At 51.3% G+C, this 2,772-nt stretch carries 2 protein-coding genes and 1 pseudogene; all 3 read right to left on the reverse strand.

Features of this window, described 5'->3' with window-relative positions; all coding sequences use genetic code 11:
- Nucleotides 1-555 (reverse strand): annotated as a pseudogene (locus Q0256_RS06520) (UDP-phosphate galactose phosphotransferase); the annotation flags it as partial.
- 1 nt (nt 556) lies between these two features.
- The gene (locus tag Q0256_RS06525; protein ID WP_297961369.1) at nt 557-1,921 is read right to left on the reverse strand and encodes a mannose-1-phosphate guanylyltransferase/mannose-6-phosphate isomerase; all 1,365 of its coding nucleotides are present in this window, start codon (nt 1,919-1,921) and stop codon (nt 557-559) included.
- Nucleotides 1,914-2,772 (reverse strand): glycosyltransferase (locus Q0256_RS06530; protein ID WP_297961372.1); only part of this gene is annotated, 859 nt, incomplete at its 5' end. The genes Q0256_RS06525 and Q0256_RS06530, both read right to left, overlap by 8 nt.

A 2,772-nucleotide genomic window follows, 5' to 3' on the forward strand; every position in this document is an offset into this window, starting at 1 on the left:
AAGCTCGTTCAAAGCCTCCGCACCAAGCCTGCTTCCGCCGATAAACAGCACGTCGTAATCGCCGCCAAGAGCTCTAACATATCCTAAATACGCGCTTTCTAAGACGGCGCTCTCAAATTCCTCGCCCTCGCCTAAAATTTTCGCCCTCTTCTGCCATAATCCAAATTTAAAAAGCTTCCTTTTCGTTATGAGCTTACAAAGGGGCAAAACCACCGCCATAAAGGCAAAGCTCAGAATAAAGCTGGCGCGCGAAAATTCGTAATTGACTTTGATTAAAGCAAGCAACGCAAGGCTGAGTAAAAGCCCAAAAAAGCAGCTTCTTACTAAAATTCTACTCTCGTGCCAAAAATCATACCGCCTCGAATATATCCCCTGATAGAAAAACAGAAATATCATTATGACGTAGGACGGCGCAAAGCCCTGATACCTGCCAACGTCCAGCAGCACGTTATCGCCGTAGAGCAAATTTTTAAGCACCACGGCAAGCCCGAAGCAAAGCCAGATGCCGAAAATATCGACCGCCAAGATTATCAAAACGCAGAGTTGCTTTTTCATCCTAGCTCCTATTAAAATCATCTTGCAGGCGCACTATATCGTCCTCGCCGGTGTAGCTACCGACTTGAGCTTCGATTAGCACGACGGGGATTTTGCCTTCGTTTGCGAGGCGGTGAGCCTCGCCCATTCTAATGAATGTCGATTCGTTCTCACGCAACAAGAAATTTCGCTCGCCCACAGTCACGGTCGCAGTGCCGCTAACGACGATCCAGTGCTCGTTGCGATGGTAGTGCTTCTGCAGTGATAGTCGCTTGCCGGGCTTAACGACGATGCGCTTGATCTTGTAGCCGCGCTCATCTTCGAGCACCGTGTAGCTGCCCCACGGACGATGCGTCGTTACGTGCACGCGCGCCAGATCGCTATCCTTTAGCTGCTCCACCACCTGCTTTACCTTTTGGGTAGAGCCTTTTTTGCATATAAGCAGGGCGTCTTTGGTATCGACGATAGCGAGATCCTCGACGTCTATGGCGGCGATCGTGCGGCCCGAGCCGATGATGAGATTGTTTTTAGAATTTAGAGCGATATTTTGCTCGCTAGCGGTGTTGCCGTTCGCGTCTTTGGACAGCTCGGCGTCTAAGCTATCGAAGCTTCCCAGATCGCTCCAGCCTATGTCTGCGGGCACGATCTTAGCAAGGCTCGTGCGCTCCATAACTGCATAATCGATGCTATCTGCGGGGATCTCTTGCATATCGCCTAGCTTAATTCTAATCGGATTTTCCGCATTAGAATTTTCGTACGCACGAACGCAGGCTTCGTAAATTTCAGGACTTTGCGCCTTTAGTTCGCTCAAAAATACGCCAGCTTTAAACATAAACATGCCGCTGTTCCAGTAAAAATTCCCCGCCGCTATGTAGCTTTGCGCCGCCGCAAGCTCAGGCTTTTCGTGAAATTTTAACACGTCCTCGCCGCTTGCTTCGATATAGCCGTAGCCCGTATTTGCATCCGCGGGCCTAATACCAAACGTCACCAAAAACCCCCGCTTCGCAAGCTCGTGCGCGCGCAAGACGCTGTTTTTATACGCCGCCTCATCTCTAATTAGATGGTCGCTCGGCGTTACGAAAACGATCTCCTCGGCCTTTAGGCTCAAACACGCAAGCGCGATCGCAGGAGCCGTGTTTCTGCCGACGGGCTCGAGTAGAAATTTCACGCCGCGCGCGCCTAAAACCTCAAGCTGATCGAGCGCCAAAAAATACTGCTGCTCATTTGAGACGACGAGCGTGTGCTCGCATAGCGGGGAGTTTCGCTCGTAGCTCATCATAAAAAGCGAGCGATCGTCAAAGAGGCGCACGAACTGCTTTGGCATAAGCGTACGGCTGATGGGCCACAGCCTCGTGCCGCTGCCGCCGCTTAGGATTATATTAGTCATTTAGGCCGTCCTTAAATTCCTCATATTTTTTCTCGACGTAGCTTTTGATCTCGGCTTCAAAGCGCGCGCGCGAAAATTTTAAAGAATTTTCTCTGATTTTTGCAGGCTCAAATTTATCATAATTTTGCTCAAATTTAGCTACGGCGGCGAGCAGCTCCTTTGCGTTTTGCTCCATAAAATACAGCCCGCTCTCGCCATCAAGCACCGTCTCGCGAGCGCCGCCGCGCCCAAAGCAGATCACCGGCGTGCCGCATGCTTGCGCCTCTACGGGCGTAATGCCGAAGTCCTCCTCAGCGGCAAAAACGAATGCCTTGGCTCGCCCCATAAGATCCGCCATCGTCTCATCGTCTGCGAAGCCCAAAAGCTCGACATTTTTGCCCGCTTTTGATTTGATTTTTGCCATATCGGGCCCGTCGCCGATAACGAGCAGCTTTTTATCCGTCTGCGAAAACGCCTCGACGATAAGATCGATCTTTTTGTACGGCACCATGCGCGAGGCGGTGAGGTAAAACTCTTCTTTGGCTTCGCGCAGCGTAAATTTATCCACATCCACGGGCGGATAGATGACGTCGCTAGGCTTGCCGTATGTTTTTTTGATACGGCGCGCGATGTAGCGGCTGTTAGCGACGTAGTGATCCACGCGGTTTGCGGTGCTCGCGTCCCAAAGCCTAATTTTATGCAAAAAATACTTCGCCAACGCACCCTTTAAACCACGATCCAGCCCACTTTCGCGCAAGTACTGATGATATAGATCCCACGCGTAGCGGATCGGCGTATGTACATAAGCGATGTGGAGTTGATTTGAGTGCGTCAGCACCCCCTTTGCGACGGCGTGCGAGCTGGATAGCACG

The organism is uncultured Campylobacter sp., from assembly GCF_937949835.1.
GTDB lineage: Bacteria > Campylobacterota > Campylobacteria > Campylobacterales > Campylobacteraceae > Campylobacter_B.

Coding starts and splice junctions, on each gene's coding strand:
- Q0256_RS06525 (WP_297961369.1), bottom strand. CDS start 1,921: ATGACTAATATAATCCTAAGCGGCGGCAGCGGCACGAGGCTGTGGCCC.